22 protein-coding genes are annotated in these 21300 nt (G+C 51.8%); 1 reads left to right on the plus strand and 21 read right to left on the minus strand.

The window, feature by feature from the left end:
• Positions 1 to 10 precede the first annotated feature (10 nt).
• From sigH to tgt, 17 genes are all read right to left on the minus strand, one after another.
• Positions 11 to 760 carry an RNA polymerase sporulation sigma factor SigH gene (gene sigH, locus BUB68_RS01240; RefSeq protein WP_014423919.1) on the minus strand — a complete coding sequence of 250 codons (750 nt, stop codon included), beginning with the start codon at positions 758 to 760 and terminating at the stop codon, positions 11 to 13.
• Between the two features lie 143 nt (positions 761 to 903).
• The gene (gene rlmB / locus BUB68_RS01245) at positions 904 to 1842 is read right to left on the minus strand and encodes a 23S rRNA (guanosine(2251)-2'-O)-methyltransferase RlmB (RefSeq protein WP_256625453.1); all 939 of its coding nucleotides are present in this window, start codon (positions 1840 to 1842) and stop codon (positions 904 to 906) included.
• Between the two features lie 4 nt (positions 1843 to 1846).
• Positions 1847 to 2539 carry an FAD-dependent thymidylate synthase gene (thyX, locus tag BUB68_RS01250; RefSeq protein ID WP_073088002.1) on the minus strand — a complete coding sequence of 231 codons (693 nt, stop codon included), beginning with the start codon at positions 2537 to 2539 and terminating at the stop codon, positions 1847 to 1849.
• A gap of 3 nt (positions 2540 to 2542) precedes the next feature.
• Positions 2543 to 3031: a Mini-ribonuclease 3 gene (locus BUB68_RS01255; RefSeq protein WP_073088003.1), complete on the minus strand. Its 489-nt coding sequence runs from the start codon at positions 3029 to 3031 to the stop codon at positions 2543 to 2545.
• A complete protein-coding gene (gene cysS, locus BUB68_RS01260) occupies positions 3028 to 4455 on the minus strand; it encodes a cysteine--tRNA ligase (RefSeq protein WP_073088004.1) in 1428 nt (475 codons plus the stop codon). Before cysS ends, BUB68_RS01255 begins: the two co-directional genes overlap by 4 nt.
• Before the next feature lie 11 nt (positions 4456 to 4466).
• On the minus strand, positions 4467 to 4943 hold the full coding sequence (gene ispF, locus BUB68_RS15500; protein WP_073088005.1) for a 2-C-methyl-D-erythritol 2,4-cyclodiphosphate synthase: 477 nt from the start codon (positions 4941 to 4943) through the stop codon (positions 4467 to 4469).
• Positions 4944 to 5696 (minus strand): 2-C-methyl-D-erythritol 4-phosphate cytidylyltransferase, encoded by a 753-nt coding sequence (ispD, locus tag BUB68_RS15505; RefSeq protein WP_073088006.1) that lies wholly within the window; start codon positions 5694 to 5696, stop codon positions 4944 to 4946.
• A 191-nt stretch (positions 5697 to 5887) separates the two neighbouring features.
• Positions 5888 to 7036, minus strand: a complete 1149-nt coding sequence (locus BUB68_RS01275) for a PIN/TRAM domain-containing protein (protein ID WP_073088007.1) — start codon at positions 7034 to 7036, stop codon at positions 5888 to 5890.
• A 130-nt stretch (positions 7037 to 7166) separates the two neighbouring features.
• Positions 7167 to 7658 (minus strand): CarD family transcriptional regulator, encoded by a 492-nt coding sequence (locus BUB68_RS01280; RefSeq protein WP_073088008.1) that lies wholly within the window; start codon positions 7656 to 7658, stop codon positions 7167 to 7169.
• A gap of 113 nt (positions 7659 to 7771) precedes the next feature.
• Positions 7772 to 8383 (minus strand): CAP domain-containing protein, encoded by a 612-nt coding sequence (locus BUB68_RS01285; RefSeq protein WP_073088009.1) that lies wholly within the window; start codon positions 8381 to 8383, stop codon positions 7772 to 7774.
• Between the two features lie 245 nt (positions 8384 to 8628).
• The gene (gene secF, locus BUB68_RS01290) at positions 8629 to 9546 is read right to left on the minus strand and encodes a protein translocase subunit SecF (RefSeq protein WP_073088010.1); all 918 of its coding nucleotides are present in this window, start codon (positions 9544 to 9546) and stop codon (positions 8629 to 8631) included.
• Positions 9533 to 10774: a protein translocase subunit SecD gene (secD, locus tag BUB68_RS01295; RefSeq protein WP_073088131.1), complete on the minus strand. Its 1242-nt coding sequence runs from the start codon at positions 10772 to 10774 to the stop codon at positions 9533 to 9535. The genes secF and secD overlap by 14 nt, the downstream gene beginning before the upstream one ends.
• A gap of 14 nt (positions 10775 to 10788) precedes the next feature.
• A complete protein-coding gene (locus tag BUB68_RS01300; protein ID WP_073088011.1) occupies positions 10789 to 11157 on the minus strand; it encodes a hypothetical protein in 369 nt (122 codons plus the stop codon).
• 231 nt (positions 11158 to 11388) lie between these two features.
• Positions 11389 to 12099: a PP2C family protein-serine/threonine phosphatase gene (locus BUB68_RS01305; RefSeq protein WP_073088012.1), complete on the minus strand. Its 711-nt coding sequence runs from the start codon at positions 12097 to 12099 to the stop codon at positions 11389 to 11391.
• 13 nt (positions 12100 to 12112) lie between these two features.
• The gene (locus BUB68_RS01310) at positions 12113 to 12706 is read right to left on the minus strand and encodes a 5-formyltetrahydrofolate cyclo-ligase (RefSeq protein WP_073088013.1); all 594 of its coding nucleotides are present in this window, start codon (positions 12704 to 12706) and stop codon (positions 12113 to 12115) included.
• Positions 12707 to 12709: 3 nt separating this feature from the next.
• Positions 12710 to 12997: a preprotein translocase subunit YajC gene (gene yajC, locus BUB68_RS01315; protein ID WP_014423903.1), complete on the minus strand. Its 288-nt coding sequence runs from the start codon at positions 12995 to 12997 to the stop codon at positions 12710 to 12712.
• Positions 12998 to 13021: 24 nt separating this feature from the next.
• Positions 13022 to 14137: a tRNA guanosine(34) transglycosylase Tgt gene (gene tgt / locus BUB68_RS01320; protein ID WP_073088014.1), complete on the minus strand. Its 1116-nt coding sequence runs from the start codon at positions 14135 to 14137 to the stop codon at positions 13022 to 13024.
• Between the two features lie 269 nt (positions 14138 to 14406).
• Between tgt and budA the strand changes: the two genes are divergently transcribed.
• Positions 14407 to 15141 carry an acetolactate decarboxylase gene (gene budA, locus BUB68_RS01325; protein ID WP_073088015.1) on the plus strand — a complete coding sequence of 245 codons (735 nt, stop codon included), beginning with the start codon at positions 14407 to 14409 and terminating at the stop codon, positions 15139 to 15141.
• Between the two features lie 120 nt (positions 15142 to 15261).
• Here the strand turns inward: budA and BUB68_RS01330 are convergent, their stop codons facing one another.
• The 4 genes from BUB68_RS01330 to BUB68_RS01345 all read right to left on the minus strand — a co-directional run bounded on the left by BUB68_RS01330 (position 15262) and on the right by BUB68_RS01345 (position 21279).
• On the minus strand, positions 15262 to 17481 hold the full coding sequence (locus BUB68_RS01330) for a SpoIIE family protein phosphatase (RefSeq protein ID WP_073088016.1): 2220 nt from the start codon (positions 17479 to 17481) through the stop codon (positions 15262 to 15264).
• A gap of 66 nt (positions 17482 to 17547) precedes the next feature.
• A complete protein-coding gene (locus BUB68_RS01335; RefSeq protein ID WP_073088017.1) occupies positions 17548 to 19155 on the minus strand; it encodes a dicarboxylate/amino acid:cation symporter in 1608 nt (535 codons plus the stop codon).
• A 48-nt stretch (positions 19156 to 19203) separates the two neighbouring features.
• Positions 19204 to 20826: a dicarboxylate/amino acid:cation symporter gene (locus BUB68_RS01340; RefSeq protein WP_073088018.1), complete on the minus strand. Its 1623-nt coding sequence runs from the start codon at positions 20824 to 20826 to the stop codon at positions 19204 to 19206.
• Positions 20827 to 20847: 21 nt separating this feature from the next.
• Positions 20848 to 21279 carry an ATP-binding protein gene (locus BUB68_RS01345; RefSeq protein WP_073088019.1) on the minus strand — a complete coding sequence of 144 codons (432 nt, stop codon included), beginning with the start codon at positions 21277 to 21279 and terminating at the stop codon, positions 20848 to 20850.
• Between the last annotated feature and the right edge of the window lie 21 nt (positions 21280 to 21300).

Raw genomic sequence — 21300 nt, forward strand, 5'->3', positions numbered from 1 at the left:
ATAAATGATTTCAACGCAGATAATCGTCTTCATCAATGCCCCGCAAGCGGCGGTTAATGGAGCTGAGCCCCCTATAGATGGTGGTCACATCGAGCTCATCCCCGCGCTTCTCCATGTACTTCTCCAACTTCCGCTTCACGCGCTGCAAAGCGTTGTCGATGGATTTCACATGGCGGTGCAGATCCTCGGCAATCTCCTGATAGCTCTTGCCATCGAGATAGCTCATGAGTACCTTCCACTCCAAGTCAGAGAGGATCTCCTCCATCTTCTTTTCGATGTCCACAAACTCTTCCCGACTGATGACCAACTCTTCCGGATCTGTGACCTTGGCTCCGGAAAGGACATCCAGGAGGGTTCTATCCGAATCCTCATCATAGATGGGCTTGTTCAGCGAAATATAAGAGTTCAGCGGAATATGCTTCTGCCTCGTCGCGGTCTTGATGGCCGTGATGATCTGCCGTGTCACACACAGTTCAGCAAAAGCGCGGAAAGATGACAGCTTGTCATTGCGAAAATCCCGTATCGCTTTGTAAAAGCCAATCATGCCTTCCTGAATGATGTCCTCACGATCTGCTCCAATCAAGAAATAGGAACGAGCTTTGGCGCGCACGAAATTACGATATTTGTTGATCAAATAATCCAACGCGGCTTTGTCGTTGCTATCCTTGATGGCCAGCAGTATCTCCTCGTCCGTGAGTTTGGCGAATTCACTGTAGATTTCTTCTACAAATAAATCTTCTGTAGTCTGTTCTGCTTCCATCGCACGTTCCCCTTTACTGAAAACTTCCCCAGTTTTCATTCTTGCAATCCCCTAGTACGCTTTGATTATACCCCTATTATAAGGTAATAGTCAAGGAAGGTCGTAGGACTTTAGTCCCTTTAACCCATATTTGTTGTAATGTATCAACTTTTCTTTGCCAGACGCTGACGCATGGACTCATACATCAGGATAGAACCAGCCACCGAGGCATTGAGGGAATTGATCTTGCCCACCATCGGCATCTTCACGATAAAGTCACATTGTTCCTTGGTCAGTCGGCCCATGCCCTTGCCTTCACTGCCAACGACCAGCACCAGCGGGCCAGTCAGATCCGCTTCATAATAATTCTGCTGGCCGTCCATGTCGGCACCTGCCACCCAGAACCCCTTTTCCTTGAGTGCCTTCAAAGTCTGGGAAATATTGCCGATACGGGCTACCGGCACGTATTCCACCGCCCCGGCAGAAGTCTTGGCCACAGTAGCCGTAAGGGGCACGCTGCGGCGCTTGGGAATCAGCACGCCATGTACGCCCGTAGCATCAGCAGTACGCAAAAGCGCTCCAAGATTATGCGGATCTTCCAATTCGTCCAGCAAGAGCAGGAAAGGCTCTTCGCCAGCGGCTTCAGCCTTCGCCAGGATATCTTCGAGTTCCGCATAGGCGACGGGAGCCACATAAGCCAACACACCCTGATGACGCAGGCCGCCCGCCACGGACTCAATCTTGCCGCGCTCCACGAACTGCAGGACAATGCCCCGTTCCTTGGCCAGCGCCACGATTTCGCTGACCTGACCCTCCCGGTCACCATCAGCCAGCAGGATCTTGTTGATGCCGCGGCCAGCCCGCAGGGCTTCGGTCACCGCATTGCGGCCAATCAGCACATCTTCGGGCAGTTCCCGCACTGCCTGCGCACTCCGGGATTCCCGGACTTCCTGTGCCAACACCCGGCTCGTCAATTTTTGACGCGTCAGATTTTCCCGGCTGGGACGCTCAGCGGAAGCATGCTTGCGAATCCCGCTCCGCGTGTTTTTTTGATTATCGCGTCTCTTATCACGCGTTGTTTCCTTTTTATTGTCGTTTCGCATAATCTTATTCCTTCTCCCGCAGTTTCAGCATTTCGCTGAGTTTGCCGCAGGTCATGGCTCCTTCCGGACAGCGCCCTGTGTTGACACAGCTGGCACCGGCATTGAAAAAGAGCGTCGGCGCTACTTTCTTGGCCTCGGCCAGCATCTTGTAGGCCATCTCACGGATTTCCCACTGAGCCCGGTTGCAGCAGCGCAGATTGAAGAAGTGCATGAGGCTGCGGGCATTCATGGTCACGAGGATTTTCGTCTCCGTGGCATTGGCCAGCACATAGCGGGCATCTTCCTTGGGCACGCCCATTTCCGTGAGCTCATCATAAGTCTTGCGGATTTCTTCCAGCAAAGCCTCGTATTTAGCCAGGGCCTCAGGTTTCTCCGCAATGGACGGTGGCGTGATGTACTGGAAGCCATGAGCCGCCACATAGCGCTGGGACTGCTGGTCATAGGAAGCGATGCGGTGGCGCACGAGCTGATGCGTCAGCACCCGGCTGACGCCTTCAATGCCGAAGGTGAAGCTGGCGTGTTCCAGAGTGGAGCCGTGGCCTAAGGCCACCATGCGGCGCACCATTTCCTTCACTTTATCATCGCTGAGTTTTTCCGCCAGCTCCTCAGCGCCACTGGCTGAGTAGCAGAGCCGTGCCGCCATGGCTACAGCCCGTTCTGGATCTGGCGTGTAATTCAGTAATTTTACCTTGATCATTCGTTAATTCTTCTCCCGTATTTCCTTCATCATGGCCTGCGAGATGATCTGGAAGGACATTTCCGCAATCTCGTAGAGCCGTTCATTCTGCTCGGAAAGATAGAGACTGCCGAGCAGGGCTTCAAAGCCAGTACTGGCATGATATTCGGCCACAGACGCACTGCGGGGAGCATGGCTTTTGGCATTGCGCCCCCGGCGGTAAATGGCCTTCTCTTCTTCGGTGAGCTTATCCTCAATGCCCTGATAGGCCTTGGCCTGCCAGACCGCCGACACCATCTGGGCACTGAAGGAGTGGAGTGCCTGTACCTTGGCCTGCTCATAAGAGAGCAGGCGCGTGCGCATAAAGAGATGGAAGTACGCATCTCCCACATAGGCCAGGACCAGCGGGTGCAGCTGCTTTACATCCACATCGTTGTAACGCTGCAGGATGCCCCCGTCCCCATCGGGCTGGAACATCATCTCAACGAGCATCTTGAAATGGTCAAACTTCATGCTTTTTTCCACCGTACACCCTGGGGAGTATCTTCGAGGATTACCCCCGCTTCTTTGAGTTCATCGCGGATCTTGTCCGCCAAAGCCCAGTTCTTTTCCTTGCGGGCATCCTGACGGATATTGATGATAAGGTCCATGAGCTTATTTGCCAGCTCATCATCAGCGGCCTCTTCCTGCTCGAAGATGCCGATAATGCCCGTCATCAGCGTGTAAGCTTCCGCAGCTTTGGCAAAGTTCCCGCTGTCGAAAGCCATGCCCTTGTTCATGACATCCTGATAGTAGATGTTGATGTCCTTGGACAGGGCGAAGATCTGACTGATGGCCAGAGCCGTGTTGAAATCATCATCCATGGCCTCATAGAACTCTTTGACATAATCCGCAGCTTTTTCAGCCAGTTCTTTGGCCGTATCACTCTGGCCGGATTTTGCCAGCAGCTCGTCCATAAAGCCCTTGGACTGTGCCAGACGGTTCAGGCTGGTCTGGGCTTCCTTGAGACGCTCGTCGCTGAAGTCCAGCGGGCTTCTGTAATGCGTCTGCAGGATAAAGAAGCGCACGACTTCGCCCGGATATTCCGCGAGGATATCCTTGACCGTGAAGAAATTGTTCTTGGACTTGGACATCTTCTCATTATGGATGGTGATGAAACCATTGTGCAGCCAATACTGGGCAAAGCTGTGCTCGTCCCCAATGCAGGCCTGACTCTGGGCAATCTCATTTTCATGATGCGGGAAGATCAGGTCGCTGCCGCCGCCGTGGAAATCGAACTTCTTGCCCAGATATTTCAGGGACATGGTGGAGCATTCGATATGCCAGCCTGGTCGGCCTTTACCCCAGGGGCTGTCCCAGCTAGGTTCGCCGGGTTTGGCTGCCTTCCAGAGAGCAAAGTCCATGGGATGTTCCTTGCGCTCGTCCACATCAATGCGAGCGCCGGCCTGCATATCTTCGAGCTTGCGACCGCTGAGTTTGCCATACCCTGCAAACTTTTCCACACGATAGAACACATCGCCGTTATCCACCGCATAGGCATAGCCCTTGTCCACGAGCGTCTGCACCATATCGATGATATCGGGAATGGTTTCGCTGACACGCGGGTAGATATCCGCCCGCTTGACGTTCAGCGCATCCATCGCCTTGAAATAGGCATCGATATAACGGCCGGAAATATCGCTCCATTTCACGCCCTCTTCATTGGCCGTGCGGATGATCTTGTCATCCACATCGGTGAAGTTCTGGATATAGCGGACCTTATAGCCCTTATGTGCCAGATAGCGGCGAATCACATCCCAGGTCACGAAAGGACGGGCATTGCCGATATGCGGGTGGTTATAGGGCGTAACACCGCAGCAATAGATGCTGGCCTCCCCCTCTTTCAAGGGCTTGAACTCTTCTTTGCTGCGGGTCATGGTATTGTAAACTTTTAACATTGAGATTCCTCCTAGGCCTTTTCGATACCTGCCACCGCATAGGCGGAGATACCTTCTTCACTGCCGGTAAAGCCCAGCTTTTCCTCAGTAGTGGCCTTGACATTTACCTGGTCTGATTCAATTCCCAACACACGAGCGATATTTGCGTTCATCTGCGGGATAAAGTCCTTCATCTTGGGCTTCTGCGCTACGATTGTCGCATCCACATTGCCCGTCACATAGCCTTTTTCCTTGATGAGCTCCGCCACATGGGCCAGAAGCTTCATGCTGTCAGCCCCCTTGAAGCGCGGGTCCGTATCCGGGAAATGGCGGCCGATGTCGCCTAACGCTGCCGCTCCCAAGAGGGCATCGGCAACAGCATGCAGGAGCACATCCGCATCGGAATGCCCCAACAATCCTAATGTATGGGGGATTTCCACGCCCCCGATAATGAGCTTGCGTCCTTCCACCAGACGGTGGACATCATAGCCCATGCCAAATCTTGTCATTTATTTTGCCTCCTTCAGCCACGCTTCCCGGGCAGTCTGTGCAGCCGCCTGCAAGCTCCGCGTTTCATCCTCTGCCGTACATTGCAGGAACGCTTCGGCAATCAGCAAGTCTTCCGGAGTGGTCACCTTGATATTGCGGTAATCGCTCTGCACCACCACCACAGGGACGCCGATGCGCTCCACGAGGCTGGCATCATCCGTGCCCAGGAACTTATCGGCTATAGCCGCTTCATTGGCCTTCACCAGGATATCCCTGCGGAATCCCTGCGGGGTCTGCACCTCCCAAAGCGTGCTGCGGGGCGGTGTATCCACCACCAGTCCGTCAGCATCCACCACCTTGATGGTGTTCTTGGCAGGCACCGCCGCAATGGCACCACCTTTGTCACGGGCTGTATCGATGACCGCCTGGACGGTCTTAACCGTCACCAATGGCCGGGCTGCATCATGCACCAGCACCACATCAGCCGATTCACAGACCTGCTGCAGACCATTGTAGATGGAATACTGCCGTTCACTGCCGCCAGCCACCACCTGCAAAGGTTTCAAGCCGCTGACCTTGCGCAGCTGTTCCTCCACCGCTGCCACTTCATCAGCAGCCACTACCACGATAAGCTCCCCGACTTCTGCCACGGCAGAAAAAGTCTTCAGCGTGCGCACGAGGATTGGTTCGCCTGCCAAAGCCAGCAGCACTTTATTTATACCAGCCTGCATTCGTTTTCCCTGCCCGGCGGCGGGGAAAATAACACTGACCATATTATCACTCCTAAGTCACGAAACTGCGAAAAAGCCTCCCCCTCTGGGGGAGGGTTGAAATATGCCCATGACATATTTCCGGCGAAGCGGCGGAAAGGGCTATAGCCAAAAACTTCCTTTTGCCCCTTCTGCCAGCCTGCGGCTGACACCTTCCCCCTTAGGACAGGCTCACTCACAGCAGCTTGTATATGTTATTTCGGCTTGGCAAAAATCATCCTGCCTGCTGCCGTCTGCAGGGCAGAAGTCACTTCCACCTCGATGGTCTCGCCCATATAACGATTGCCGTTTTCCACGACAATCATGGTGCCGTCTTCGAGGTACGCAACCCCCTGACCTGCCTCCTTGCCGGATTTGACAATAGCCACCTTCATGGTCTCCCCAGGGATGACCACTGGTTTCACGGCATTGGACAGGGCATTGATGTTCAAGACTTCCACGCCCCGCAGCTGTGCCACCTTGTTGAGGTTGAAATCATTGGTGATGATCTTGCCCCCCACCTGCTGGGCCAGCTGTACCAGCTTGGAATCCACCTCAGGAATCTCCTCGAAGTCCACCTCGGTGATCTGCACCTTCATATGCGTTTCCTGACGGATCTTCTGCAGGATATCGAGCCCCCGCCGGCCCCGCACGCGCTTCAGCGCATCCGCCGAATCAGCGATATGCTGCAATTCCTCCAGCACGAACACCGGAATCAGAAGCGTCCCTTCCAAAAAGCCTGTCTCACAGATATCGGCAATGCGGCCATCGATGATGACGCTGGTATCCAGCAGCTTGTAGCAAAGCTGTTCGCTGCTTTCAGCCGCTGGAAGCTTCGGTGCTGCCGCTTGCTTGGCCTCCCGGATCTTGACCAATTCCTTCATGAATTTCGGAATGAAGTCAAAAATGCTCACGAGCTCCGAACGCTTCTTTATCATGATATGAATACCGAGATAGCCCAGCACAATGCTGAACACCACAGGGATATACTCGCCCACCACGGGAATCTTCGAAAAAGCATATCCCAGCAAATTTGCAATAATGAGTCCGATAAGTAAACCAATGGCACCAGCAATCACATCATGGGTTGGCATTTTGTTCAGCTGAGCCTCCACAAACACGGCAAAGCCTTTGAGCCTGCGGATGAAAAAAGGAGATAAGAGAAAACCTGCGGCAGCCCCCAGGGCAGCGCCAAAGAGAATGCTGAAAAAACCTGCGATGGACAGCTTGAAAAAGCCCATCTCCGTTTCCAGGATTTCCGTACCGATAAAAAAGGTCAAGAGCGGCGTGGCCATATTGAGGAGCGTCCCTCCGGCAATCGCCAGCAAAAGGATAATGAAAAAACGCAAAACACGGTCTAACATATATTCACCTCCTCTCTTGGGATAGGTACTTGCATAACTTTAAGTATAGTAAATTTTGCCTGCCACTGTCAACGTCAAAAGCCCCTTAGGATAGAAAAAGACAGATAGCCGGACACTACCTGTCTCTTATTTATTTGCTGCCATTGGCTGCCAAAATATCATCCATCCAGACTTCCACCTCTGCGGGGCTCTTATCGCAGGCATACACGAGCTCACTGACCACGATCTGCCGGGCCAGGTCCAAAAGCCTGCGCTCGCCTGCTGAGATGCGCCGTTCCCGTTCCTGCACCACAAGGTTGCGGGTCACAGCCGCCGCATCACAGATATCCCCAGACTTGAGCCTCTCCAGATTCGTATGATACCGCCGGTTCCAGGTACCCATCAGCCGGTCTGGCTCATCCTCAAGCACATCCCGTACTTCGTCCACCCGTTCTTCCGGAATCACATCACGCAGGCCAATATGATCTGCCTTATCCGCAGGGATCATTACCTTCATATCCCCCAGCGGCATCTGCAACACATAATAAGACCTGCCCTCGCCCAAAACCTCACACTTCTCAATGCCGGCAATGATACCGGCACCATGCATTGGATAGACCACCTTATCACCGATTTGTAACAAGCACCCACCCCCATTATCAAGAAGAAATAATAACGATTCAGGAACATATTACTATTATTTTAACATAAATTTAGAAATTTTTCAAAAGACATTTTTATTTCGAACAGCCCGCATTATTTTGAACCCCTAAAGAGCTGTACCCAGTAATGCAGATATTCAGAATCTGCTGCATAGACATAACCTACGCCCAACTCCTCATAATCAGAATTCAGGATATTCGCACGGTGCCCCGGGCTATTCATCCACATTTCCACCACATCTTCCGGTGTTGCAGCCCCGGCAGCAATGTTTTCCCCCACCGTGCCCCGGCCATGAAAAATGAAGTCCGTACAGGACTCGCCATTAGGGCGGGTATGGGAAAACAATTGCGTGATCTCCACCGCCCGCACAGCCGAAGCATCCAGCAACTCCTGCGACAGATACAATGGCGGCAGGCCACACGCCTTGCGCTCAGCATTTACTAGATCCAGCACAATCTGTGCATAAGCATGATCCGCATTTTCCTGAACATCGGCTGTTCCCCCGGCAGGCTCAGCATAATCTTCTTCCACAGCGATATTGCAAACATCCCCATCACAGGTATTATTTGCCGCATTACAGATAAAAGTCCCAGCGCCCCCGTTGCACTCTGCCTTCATCTGCGTAAACAATAGAAGCATTGCTGCCGTACAAAAAATCAGCAGAAATATTCCTTTTTTCCCTGGTCTGGCATTCTCACAAAGCATATTTTCCCCTCCCCCACACATCAATCTCTGATTATATTATACACACCTGAACTCCCTTTGAAAACCCAATTTACAAAAAAGTCTCATTTTTCCCAAAACATCATTTGCAGACAGACAACCCCCGCAGACAAAAAATAAACGCCCGGAGAAACCGGTAATCTTTTCCACAGCTATGGCCTGCGTGCCAAAGCGCAAAAATATTACCAGCCCCTCCGGGCGTCTTAACTCATAGATACAAACAAAACTTACTTGGCTACAGCCGCACTGGCCACAGCCTTTTTCTTGTCACCCATCTTGCGGAAGGCAATCCACAAGGGGCTGGCAATGAAGATGGACGAATAGCAGCCACAGCCAAAGCCAACCAGCAGGGCGAAGGCGAAATCCTTGGTGGTCTCGCCGCCGAAGAAGTACAGAGCGAAAGTCGTGAACATAACGGTGAACACCGTGTAGAGCGAGCGCGTAAGTGTCTGGAAAATAGACGTATTGACCAGCTGCACCACATCACCGCCACGACGGAAATGCAGTTTCAGGTTCTCACGGATGCGGTCGAAGATAACGATGGTATCGTTGATGGAATAACCGACAATCGTCAACAGCGCCGCAATGAAAGAAGAATCGATCTGCCGCCCCGTGAAGGAGAACACCGCCAGCACGATGAGGATATCGTGAACCAGTGCCAGCACGGCGGCCACACCGAAACGCCACTCGAAGCGGTAAGCTACATAGGCGATGATAAGTGCCCACGAAACCACCAGAGCCAGCACCGCATTGGTAATCAGTTCTCCGCCGATGGTAGCACCCACTTTTTCCTCGCGCAGCACATCATAATTGCCCACATCAGTCTTGATGGCCGCCATGACGTCCTTGCGCTGAGCTTCTTCCATATCCGTGGTGCGGATCATGACGTTTTCCGCCTCCGTCACCCCGGATTCAGCTCCGGTAAGCTGGATCTGCGAACCTTCCAGACCAAATTTCGCAAGACTCGTGCGCACTTCGGCAATAGCCACGGGCCGCTCGAATTTCAAGTCGATGATGGTACCGCCCGTAAAGTCGATACCGAAATTAAAGCCCCGGGTAAACATGCAGATAAGCCCAGCCACAATGATTACCGTGGAAATGGCAAACCAGATTTTGGAACGTCCGGCAATATCAAGCTTGTTCATGCTTCAAGTCCTCCTTTTTCCACAGCATATAGCCGTTAGCGCCATATGCTCCCGGATTTTCCGAAATCTTGGAATTGATCATGAGCTTCAGCAGATACTGCGAAAGCGTGATAGCCGTCAGCATGGAGAGCATGGTGCCCAAGCCCAGCGTGATGGCAAAGCCGCGAATCGTGCCCGTGCCTAAGAAGAACAACACGCCAGCGGCGATAATCGTCGTGATATTGGAGTCAAAGATGGTCGTGAACGCACGCTTGAAGCCCGCATCCATGGACAGGCGCAGGCTCTTGCCCTGAATCTGGTATTCTTCCTTGAAGTGCTCGAAAATCAGCACGTTGGCATCAACAGCCATACCAATGGACAGGATGATACCAGCCACACCGGGCAGGGTCAGCGTTGCATCCAGGAGATACAGCAAAGCCAACAGGACAACCGTATAAGCCATCAAAGCCACGTCGGCGATAAAACCGGACAAACGGTAGAATAAGAGCATGAAGATAAGGACTGCGCCGATACCTACAGCAAAGGCAAATACGGATTTATCCTTGGAGTCCTGGCCAAGCGTCGGGCCAACGGTACGGGTTTCAATGATGTTGACCTTGACCGGCAGAGCACCGCTGCGGAGCACGACAGCCAGATTCTGGGCTTCTTCCAAGGTTTTTTGGCCAGTGATTTCCGCTTTGCCACCTAAGATGGGTTCACGGACATTCGGTGCCGTCAGCACTTCGCCGTCCAGCAGGATGGCAATGGTGCGACCCACATTCTTCGTCGTGAGGTCTGCAAACTTCTGGGCACCTTCATCGGAGAATTCCAGATTGACCACATTCTGGCCCGTCTGCTGATTGGTAGCTGCCTGAGCATCTTTCAGGTCCGTACCCGTGAGGACAGTATTGCCTTCCTCATCCTTGAATTCCAGCATAGCGGTCTTGCCGATGGTCTTGATAGCCGCATCGGGATCTTTGACGCCCGGCAGCTCGATGATGACCCGGCGCTCACCTTCGCGCTGGATGATCGGCTCGGTAAGGCCCAAAGAGTTTACGCGCTTTTCCATGATGGTGACCACGCGGTTCATGGCATCATCATTGACTTTTGCAATATCCGTGTCCTCTGCTTCGAGTACCACATGAGTACCGCCCTGCAGGTCAAGGCCCTGGCGAATGGAGAAAGCCAACGGCTTCACAAAGGCCAGGAAAATACCAACAATGGCGACGACACAGACAATCAGTTTCATGAGATTGTTCTTTCTCAAGAGAGTTCATCCCCTTTTGTCTTTCGTTTTCTGTATTCCTGAATGAAATTGATTACCTTGTCCCGCACCTGCTGGGCATTGTATTCATCGGTCTGAATGTAGAGGTCAGCGTGTGCCCTGGCATCTGCCAGCCGCTTATGCTGCACCTCCAGCCTGCTTTCATCCCAATAAACAACCCGCCGCTTGTGGATTGCGGGCATGGTGGCATCAATCATCACCAAAATATCTGGATGGCGCTTCGCCCAAAAATCATGAATCCCGGAATGTTCCTGCGCCACATTATAAGCATCATACCCGGCCGCCTTCAACCCGGCAACCAGTGTAGTCTTCCCCGAAGCACAAACTCCTACAATCGCAATCTTCAAGACAATCACTCCTATCCAGTTATATAAATTATAAAAGGGAACAAGAGGTCAATGCCCCCTCCCACCGCTGACGCGATCCCCCGCCCCCAAGAGGCGGGCTGTAATCCTTCAGCGTGGCCATTTACGGTTCCCCGGCGCCCGCGGACGTAAATCACGTGATGTGATTTCAGTCAGCTGTTTCTTTTGGTGCTTTTCTTTGCGCCAAAGAAAAGCACACAATTACGCATTAACTTAATACGGATATGTTACCTCAATCTGCTCAATCTTGGGGCTGGACGGGGAGCCGTCCGTAATTCCCATGACCACTACCGTCATATCATCCGATGCTTTGTCCGCATCCAAAGACAGGGCATAGTCCATGATGCTCTTGGCAATGAAGGACACATCCTCTGCCTCGTTCTTGCGGACAATCTCCATGATTTTCTCAAAATCAGCTGCCTTGCCGCTGCGCTTTCTCCCGGCATGGGCAATGCCGTCGGTATAAGACACGATGATCATGCCCGCCGTCAGCGGCACCTCATACATCAAGGGCTTCATATGGCGATTGACACCGATCGGCTCCACATTCTCATCATAGACCGTCTCATACTCCGGCGTTCTGATGATGACCGGACAGTTGGAATTGCGGCTGATGACCGCCGTTTCCGTATCGAGGTCAGCACTGACCACCGTCAACGTGCAGGAAACCTTCTTGTCTTTCATGGCATAAAGATAATCATGCACCGCCCGGGCCACTGCCCCATCACGGGCGCCGTCAGAAATCAGCTGCGTGGCCTTATTCACGACCCAGCTGCTGGTATGATGGGCCGCCAGGCCATTGCCCTGCCCATCTGCAATGATTGCCGAAATCCCTCCATGAGGACGCTCGACAATATCACACGTATCGCCACAGACCTCTGTTGCATATTTAGAAGTCTTGGCCATGCCAATCTTTACTTCCATAACACACACTCCCCTACAAGAGACAGTTATAAATCCCCTGTTCCGTGATTATCCTATGCACCGTCTCATCATGTTCTTCCATAGGCACATCCGCCACCAGCTGGCACGAATAAGCCAGCGCAATCCGCTTGGCATTGACTGCCCGCGCCATATACGCATCATAGAATCCGGCCCCCATGCCCAGCCGTCTGCCCTTGGTATTAAAGGCCACACCGGGCACGATGATCAAATCCAGCTGCTCAGGAGGGATGACCTCCCCTTTCGCCGGGTCAGGCGTCAATATCCCGTATTCGCCCTCTACCAGGCTGTCAAGGTCCGGCAATGTCACGGCCTCCATCTGCCCCTTGCCGATGATCCGCGGCATGGCTACGGTTACACCTGCTGCCAGAAAACGTTCTACTAAAGAACGGAGCTGCACTTCATCTGCCATAGATGCATAACACAGCACAGTCCTTGCTCTCTTGAAGTCCGGCAGGGCACAGAACACATCCGTCATGCGCTGGCTGGTCTTTTGGCGATAGGAATCACTAAGTCCGCGCCGGGCGGCAAGAATTTTTGACCGCAAAGCCTTTTTCTCGGCCTGCAGTTCCTTATTTACCCCGTCCATGGCTCAGGCCTGCTTATCCTGGGTGATATTGGCATTGATGGAGGCCCGGGAAACCTCAATCACGGTGTTTTCCGCGATTTTCAGCTTGATGACCTTCTCGTCAATACCCGCGATGGTACCATAGATACCACCGATGGTCATTACCTTATTGCCCTTTTCCAGCGTATCGAGCATACTCATGCGGCGTTTCTGAGCCGCCTTCTGCGGACGATACAGCAGAAAATAGAAAATGGCAATCATCACAAAGATAGGGCCCCAAGTGCCCAAAGCTGTCATGGTTTCCGGAGTCATAGTAAGCACCTCTTCTTCAAATTATCAGCGTTTATAATTGGCCAAAAAATCACTGCGGAACTGCGTAAACTTGCCGTCAATGATAGCCTTTCGCATGCGGCGCACAAACTCTTCCAGGAAGTAGAGATTATGCAGGGACAGCAGACGCAGGCCAAAGATTTCCCCTGCCCGTACCAGATGACGGATATAGGCGCGGGTATAACCGTTGCGGCAGGCATAACAGCCGCAGCCTTCCTCAATCACCTGATGGTCATGCGTCAGGTTGGCATTCTTCATCACCAGGCGTCCTGTCCAGGTCATGGCCATGCCATTGCGGGCTACGCGGGTCGGATATACGCAGTCGAACATGTCGATGCCGCGCATGACGCCTTCCACCAGATGGTCTGGCGTGCCCACACCCATGAGGTAGCGGGGCTTGTTTTCCGGCAGCAGGGACGTTGAATACTCCAGCATCTCATACATGAGTTCCGGCGGTTCGCCTACGGACAGGCCGCCTACGGCGTAGCCGGGGAAGTCCATCTCCACCATCTCTTTGGCATGCCATTTGCGCAGATCCTTGTACATGCCGCCCTGCACGATACCGAACAGCCCCTGATTCGGTGCCGTCATGGCATCTTTGCAGCGCTGTGCCCAGCGCAGGGTACGTTCCGTGGACTGCTTGGCATAATCATGGTCAGCCGGATAAGGAACACACTCATCAAAAGCCATGACGATATCGGAGCCTAAGCACATCTGCACTTCCATGGACACTTCCGGCGACAAGAATTTCTTCGAACCGTCAAGATGGGAACGGAAGGTAACGCCCTCCTCAGTAATCTTGCGCAAATCCCCGAGAGAGAACACCTGGAAGCCGCCGCTGTCCGTCAGGATAGCTCCATCCCAGTGCATGAATTTATGCAGTCCGCCAGCTTCCTTGACCAGCTCCATCCCCGGACGCAGGAACAGATGATAAGTATTGGAGAGGATGATCCCCGCTCCCAAATCCTTGAGTTCATCCGGCGAAACTCCCTTGACCGATGCCTGCGTGCCCACGGGCATGAAAATCGGTGTTGGGAAACTGCCATGGGGTGTATGGATAATACCGGCACGGGCCCCGGTAGCCTCGTCCTTTTTCACTAATTCATAAGTAATCGCAGCCAAAAAAAAACCTCCTAAACTTCAGCTGTTCTGCAGTCTGATGATAGACCGCTACCAACTGTAAATGATACCACAAAATAAGCGGAAATACAAAGACAAAAGGCCCCATTGCCCTGTTTTTTCACAGGACAATGAGGCTGATACAGCATTTTGCATGATTATGAAGCCTTTCATCAGCTTCTGAATAAACTTTCCCTACAGCAGGTGAATCATGATTGTTTCTCGAAATACAAAAGAGATTATGGGGCTTGACACTTTGAGGAGGGAATGTGATGAATAAGAACACGGGAAAATATTATCAGGTATCTACCTTGCAGGCTTTAGCACTGGGATTTTCAAAATCCGTGATAACGGTGAGTGAACTGCTCAAGCATGGGAATCTGGGGCTGGGAACTTTTGAAGATGTGGATGGTGAAATGATTGTCTTGGATGGAAAATGCTATCGAGCCAAGAATAATGGCGATGTGATTCCTGCAGAGGAGGAAAGAGGCGTACCATTTGCGTCTGTCTGCCATTTTCATTCCCATCGCTTAGAGGAATGCGGGAAAATGGATAACATCGAACAACTCAAGGAATGGCTGACCCTTCGGATTGAGGAGGATTTTGGCCTTAATTCCATGTATGCGGTCCGCATCAACGGTGAGTTTGCAAAAGTAGATGCACGTTCAGAATCCGGAACCCAGGCACATCATGTGACATTGAAAGATGCCTTAAGTATCACACAGAAAGCCTTTATTTTTGAACAGATAAAAGGCTCTCTGGTATGTGTATATTACCCTGACTATATGGACGGAATCAATGCCGCAGGATGGCATATGCATTTTCTCTCCGAAGATGCACAAAAGGGCGGACATGTATTTGATGTCAGCATGACCCGTGGAAGTGCCGCTTTTTGCCGAATAACCAGCTTAGAAATACGCATCCCTGACACTCCCGCTTTTGATACCTATGCGCTGAAAGGTGCCTCAAAGGAAGAAATCCAAAGTGTCGAGCAGGGAAAAAACTGACAAATTGATTATTCTCCGTTGCCAGTTGCCGTCACGTAAAAAAATCCAAGGGGCTGTGCATAAGTGATTTCTCACTCATGCAACAGCCCCCGCTTTTATCATTTCGTCCTCGCCCCAACTTTAAGGTTCACTCATCTCCCCGAAAAACTTCAGTCCCAGCATGGTAATGTCATCAGATTGCTCCGCAGCCCCGGCGTAGACACCCACATCCTGCCGGACAGCGGCAAGGATTTCTTTCACATTCTTTTCCCCCTGTGCATTCAGCGTTGCCTGCAGGCGCTCTTCTGAGTACATATCTTCCTCCTCGTTCATCGCCTCCGTCACGCCGTCCGTATAGAGGAAAATCATGTCTCCGGGCTGAAGGACAAGGCTATGGGACACATATAACCCGTCCTCGTTCACACCGAGCATCATATGCTTTTTCTTATGCTGCAGATAGCGGAACCTGCCATTTTCCTGCACCAGCGGCGGATTATGCCCGCCATTTACATAGATAAGTTCACCCGTAACCAGATTAAGCTGAGCGATAAACACCGTGACGAACATCATTTCCTCATTTTCCCGGCAAAGCTCCTGATTGGCCAATGTCATAACGGCAGCAAAATCATCGGGAGATTGTGCCATCAGCACCAGATTTTTCAATGTCGTTTTAGCGCGCATCATATAGAGTGCTGCGGGAATGCCCTTGCCGGACACATCGGCAATGGTAATGACAATATGATTTTCATCCGTCAGGTAAAAATCATAAAAGTCTCCGCCCACGCCCTTGGCAGCATCCATGGACGCATAAATCTGGAAATCTTTGCGGTTGGTCATAAAATCCTGTGGCAATGCTCCAAGCTGTATACTTTGCGCCACGGAAAGCTCCGCTGCCACTTTTTCCCGCTCGGCCGTTACCCGAGAGAGATTATCGATATATGCTTTCAGCTCATCCGTCATGGCATTGAAGCAGACGGCCAAATGCTCGATTTCATCGCCAGTCTTTATCTCCAGCTTCTTATCCAGATTGCCGCTGGCGATCTCTCTCACGCCGTCAGCCATCTGCTTGATGGGTTTGACAAAGCGGTCAGAAAGACGCTCCGACAGGAAAAACATGATGACAATCATGATGAAGAGTGCCAACAGAGCCGCCTTCAACAGGAAGAGATACTCATTCTGCAGATTTTCCTTGAATTTATCCATCTGCCCCATATAGTAATTCTGACTTTCCTGAAGAGAAGACATCATATCATCCTGTGACACCAGAATGCCAAGGCTCCACCCAATAGTAGGGATAGGGGCAAAAGCCAGCATATACTTCTCGCCGCCTATTTCCACAGGCATCATGCCTTTTTCGCCCCCGGCCATCTGCTGGGCGGCCTGAGCCAGCTCTGGCACTTCGCTCTTTCGCAAATCCTGCGGCTTATCTGTCTCTGCCAGCACGCCTTCCTGCTGGGGCGAAAAGACAATCCTGCCTTCATTGGTCATGACAAAGTTAATGCCTTTTTCCCCAATAATCGTACCATGAATATACTTCCGCAGCTTCTCCGTAGCCATATCTATGCTGGCTACGCCGGCAACCCCTGCCGCATCGTAATAAGGGACAGAGCAGCTAATTACCTCCACATCATTGTGTTCCTCGTTCAAGATTGTGATATAAGGCAGGGAAAATACCGCCTTATTGGCGTTGACGGCATTTATATACCAAGGCCGGATCCGGGGATCATAGTCAAAAGCCGGATCATCAGACAGGGGACTGTACTCATCGCCGGGGAATACGCTGCTGCAGATCAGGAAGCCGTGTTTGCTGCCGAAATAAGTGGCTGAATAGCTGTCATTGCCGTAAGACTTTTCCATAGGCACCAGCGTGCCCTTGATATTGGCAGCCAGCTCCACTTCCTTCTGTACCGTTTCGATGCCACGCTTCCGCACATCAGGGCTGTAAAGAATGCACGGCGCAGTAGGCGGGACTTTCCCGTTATACAGGTCAAAGACGTTCCCCGGCAGGAAGTTTTCCGGATGCAGCTGTATCCAGGTCAAAGACTCTGACAGAATCTGCACATCATGCTGCATCAGCGACATTTCCCGGTCAATATACCCGGCTTCTGCCTTGGCCAGTTCTGCCAGTGTGTCCTTACTGGTCTTGTTGATATACTGCTTCGTGTACTCAGCCCCCGACTCCGAGAGCTGCGTCCCCATATCGGCTATGTCCTTGCGGACAAAGGTAATGCCATAAAAGGACAGCCCTGCAAACACCAGGGCCGACAGCAGGCTGCTAATAACCAGCAGACGCAGCAGACGTGCCCTGATATTTGTCTGCCCGCGCATCATTTCTCGTAATATCCGCAGGAACTCTCCCATAATCCGAACTCCTTCATATATTTGCTAAATCTCATGCCATCATACATCGGTCCACGAAAGCGCCTTTTACGAACTACGGTTATAGATATCAATGTCCATCTGCTTTTCACTGGCTGCCACCAAAAGTGTAGACGTTATATTTCCCACTACGCTCTGGGCCGTGCCAGGCATATCCATAAGTGGTTCAATGCCGATAAAATGTATGATTGCTGTCCCCGGAATCCCCATACTCTCCAATACAGAGGGCATGACCAAAAGCCCCACCCCGGTCAGTGCCATCAAAAACTCCACAAAAAAGAGGGAAAGCAAAAAATCTGCATCAATGGTCACATCAAATGTACAGGCCAGCATCATGGACACCACAGAAACATAGTAAGCTGTGCCGTCCATATTAAACTGCATGCCTACAGGAATGGCAAATTTGCTCAGTCTTTCATGAATCCCCAGTTTCTCTGTGCAAAAGGAAAGTGTAGCTGGCATACAGGCATTGGAACTGCTGGTAGAAAAGGGCAACAGGCTGAAAGGTATGGCTCTTTTCAGAAATGGAAGCGGTGAGAGCCTGGCAGCCAGGGCGATGAGGGCTGCTGAAATGATAAAACAAAGCGGAAGCCCCAAGGTTGTCCCCAGCAGCAATCTTCCATAGGCTATCAGCCCCCACGGTCCCACATGAAGAATCATCTTGGCCGTAGAAATCCCCACCATGAAAGGCAACAGACGGCTCATGACACCGACAATTTCCATGGTAAATCTGCTCAGAAAGTCCACGCCCTCCCTGGCCCAGTTCAAATCTCCCTCCATACGGTTCAAAATCACACCAGATAAACAGGCCAGGAAAAGGGTCTGCATGATATTATTGCCAGCGAAAGGGGTGATAAAATTACCCGGCACAATTCCTGTAAGCAGGGCACGAATGCTAAGCCCGGCTGTTTCCGGAGCTGCACCGCCGGCCATGATGGTAGAAAGCATCTCCTTCATTCCGCCTATGCAATATCCCACCATAAGCCCTGCCGCCACATAGAACGCCAGCTTGGCAAGGGACCACACAACCAGATGCCAGCCAATACGGCCTAAGCTGGCCGAATCGGACATACTTATAATACCGGCTATGACTGAGAAAAAAATCATGGGGGCCACAGCCATCATCAAGGCATTTATAAATACAGTCTGCACTGCGTCAATAAGGACACTGGCAATCCACATATTGTTCTCATGGCTGACAAATACGTACATCAATGTCCCTGCCAAAGCACCAACAATCAAGCCCAGGATTATGTTACGCACTTCGCTGCCAATAGACTCGTGGGGATGGATATATACCACATTCTCCCGGCCAGACCACTTTCTGGCATAACGCATCTTCTTGCGGTGGGCACTCAGGAGCGCATAACCAAGAACGTCTTCATCATTGTCTTCTGACCAAGGAACCAACGGATTGCATTCTTCACCCTCCACCACAAAAACCAAACTCACATCACTAAAGCGCTTTTTGAGAGAAAGTCGTGCACTAAAATCATCAGGATGGTCCTCACGCTGGGAGAATCGGAGAAAAAGCTCTTCCACCAGCATCTGGGCCACATATATCTCGTTCTCTTTGAGGTTCTCCCTGGCAAGATTTGTCGCAATCCAGCCCATAGCATCAGGGATATTTTCCCTGTTTATGACCAAACTGTCCATTCCTCATCCACCCTGACTTGTCACCTAATCAATTTCATGTCAGCAGCCCTACTCTGCATAGTAGACCTCTTCCTGAACCTTCCCCTCCATGCGGGCCAGCAGGAAAGATGTGGTGGCATTAGACACAGCATTTCCCACAGTCCTGATGCCATCCACCAACGGGTCAATACCGATAAACAGCGTAATCGCCCCGGCGGGGACTCCGGCCATTTCAAAAATAGAGGCCATTACCAATACCGTTGCCCCGGGCACGCTGGGAAAGGTAAAGGTTACCAACAGGGCCGCAAAGAAGAAAGAAAGCATGAATTCCATATCAATGGGCATTCCCAGGGTAAGGCGCATCAGAATCGCTGCCGTCATGGCATACATGCCTCCGCCACTCATGTTGAACTGTATACCCATGGGAATCGAGAACATGGCCAGCTTCTCATCTATGCCCAATTTTTCGGCGCAGAACTCCAGCGTCTGGGGAATGCAGGCATTGGAGCTTCGTATGTTAAAGGGCAGCAGGCTGTAGGAAGCTGTCTTCTTCAAAAAGGCCACCGGCGATATCCGTCCTATTACGGCCACAAAGAGTCCCGATACCAGCAGCATCAGGAAACAGCCCAGGAAGATAGCACCAATAAACCAGACATAGACCAGCAGGGCAGAAATTTCCACGCTCATCATGAGCTTTGCCATAGAGGCCGCCACCACCAGAGGCAGGAAGGGCATGATGACCCCCATGGCATCCATGACCAGCTGATAGAAGGAAGCTATAGTCTCCTTCATCCAGGCCAGACGCTCCCCGGACTTAACCAGCAGCAGACCAAAGAAACAGGAGATAAACAGGATTTGCAGCAGATTGTTGGAAACAAAGGGTGCCACAACATTCTTCGGCACAATGCCCAATAGCAAGTCCCGGAAGGACAAGGGGGAAGCCTCCACAGTTCCCATCTCCGCTGTCTCAACCAGTTCGGGCATAGCCCCCAGCCAGCTGCCAAGGAGCACCGCTATCCCCAGGGCAAACACCAGCTTGACCACCGATATGACCATCATCTTGCCGCCCATGCGCCCCACATCAGCCGCATTGGAAATGCTGAGAATGCCGGACACCACCGAAAGGAAAATCATGGGGGCAATCATCATCTGGAGGACACTCATGAACAGGATTTCCACGGAACTGAAGATATTGTGCTCAATCCAACCCAAGGCTTCCGTTCCCAGACAGGATTTGAGCACCAGCCCCAGCATGATGCCTCCTGCCATGCCGAGCAGCATATGATACATCTGCTTGTTGCTTGACTCATGCACCTGAATGGAGACGATATTGCATCCCTGCCGCCGCACATAGCTCATCTTCTGCCGATAGGCCTTCAGGCTGGCCAGAACGTAACGCTCCTCTTCGTCATCGGAGTTTTCATCCAGTTCAATGACAGGATTGTGGGGTTCCCCCTTGGCGGTAAGCAAAAGATTCACATCTCCCAACCGCTTCTGCAGGGAAATCTCTGCCGCAAAGCCTTCAGGATTGCCGGAAGCTGCCGCCAGCCGCAGGAAATTCTCCTCCAGCAAAAACTCAGCTGTCATCATTTCCTGTCGGCTCACTTTTTTGGCTTCAAGTGCCTCTTCCAGCCATTCCACGGCTTCTGGATAGCTTGCCTTGGAAATTCTGAACTGCTTGATGGCTGACATTTTTCCACTTCCTTTATCCATTCAGATTAGACTAGTTTCAGCCAAAGAGAAAGAATATTGGCTTTTTCCCTGAAAGTCCTCATATACATACTCTATCCTGTCAAAACTTTTGCGCACGAGATGAATGCCCAGGCCGCCTTCCTCCCGTTCCTCCACAGGCAGGCCTTCAGAGTGGCGCATATCTTCAGCCAGGGGATTGAAGGGACGGCCATAGTCGGCAAAATCCAGCCGGAAAAGCGCCCCTTCCCTTCGTGCCCTAATCCAGACAGCCCCAGGGTCATCGTAGGCATAGTCTATGATATTGATCAGCATTTCCTCTATGCCCAGTTCCGGCTGAATTTCTCTTGTCTCAGAGGTGCCAGCCGCTTGGGCACTTGCCATGATGTCATCCCGCATGGTGTCATACATTTCCCTGATGGCAGGATATTCCCGCCATTCCGACAAACCATTCATGCCATCACCTCCGGCCTGCTG

The organism is Pseudoselenomonas ruminantium (genome assembly GCF_900142515.1).
In the GTDB taxonomy this organism is placed as follows: Bacteria; Bacillota; Negativicutes; order Selenomonadales; family Selenomonadaceae; genus Selenomonas_A; species Selenomonas_A ruminantium_D.